1 protein-coding gene is annotated in these 1,168 nt (G+C 43.4%); it reads right to left on the minus strand.

Going from position 1 to position 1,168, the window contains the following annotated elements:
* Positions 1–240: 240 nt before the first annotated feature.
* A partial coding sequence (locus R8N28_RS25975) for an ATP-binding protein (RefSeq protein WP_318183752.1) occupies positions 241–1,168 on the minus strand: 928 nt, incomplete at its 5' end.

The following is a 1,168-nucleotide window of genomic DNA, read 5'->3' on the forward strand; positions in this document are numbered from 1 at the left end:
CAATGCGACCTTGTTGTTCGTGGTAAAGCTTGAAACAGGAACTGTTCAAGCGAGCGCGGATACTATCATTCCACTTAGAATTGGGCAACCCAAATCGTATCTAAATCAATAAAAACACATCATTTGGCGGATCCGAAGTTGATGGTTTTCATCACTTAGCGTGAAAAATGCTCGTATCGCTTCTATTTTCATCGGTTTGATTAGCGTTTACCGATGAAAAAGAGTCTTTCGTGATTCGTTTTAAGTACGGCTACGGTGCAACGTTAATGTGGCTTTTAAACCACCCATTTTGCTCTTTTCTAAAGCCAGTAGGCCTCGATAGCTGTGCGCCATTTCACTCACAATATTTAAACCGAGCCCAGAACCTGGCGTTGTTTCGTCTAATCTGACACCACGTTTGATGACTTGGCCTAATTGCGCTTGAGGGATTCCAGGCCCATCGTCTTCGATAATCAGGTGGATACTATCCTTATCCTGAGTAGAGTGGACGCGAATCATGCTATTTGCCCATTTATAGCCATTTTCAAGCAAGTTACCGATCATTTCGTCGAGGTCGGTTTTTTCAACTGCAACATTCAATTCAGAATCAAGTTCATTAACTAAGGTGATGTCTCGTTCGGCATAGACTTTATCGAACGCCATTGAGATAGCATCCACTCGCTCTGCTGGATTGGCTTTGACAGAAAGGATGTTCATGGAACCCGCCATTCGAGCGCGACCTAAATGATAGTCGATGTGATCTTGAATCTGGTCGAGTGGGGCGTTTAAGCGTGCTTGCGTTTTGGGCTCTAGCGTTTGTACTTCATTTTTTAACACAGATAGCGGCGTTTTGAGTGCGTGTGATAAATTACCCGCGTGGTTACGCGCACGTTCCAGTAACTCCTGATAGTGGAAAAGAAGAGCATTGAGGTCAGAAATAAGCGGCGAAATCTCTTTCGGATAAGTTTCTTCTAAACTCTTTTTATTTCCAGCTTTGAGCTCTGCCAGCTCTTTTTGCAGTTTAGTTAATGGACTCAATGACCAAACGATTTGCAAGAGAATGACAGTCAAAACGCCAGCAAACAACAATCCTAGAATTAGCCAGAGTTGACCAATAAGGGTTTGCAGTGTGCTTTTTATTGGCTCTTCGTCGATACCTACGATGATATGAATTGGACCATCGTAGTCG

The sequence above is a fragment of the Vibrio sp. Vb1554 genome (assembly GCF_033344235.1).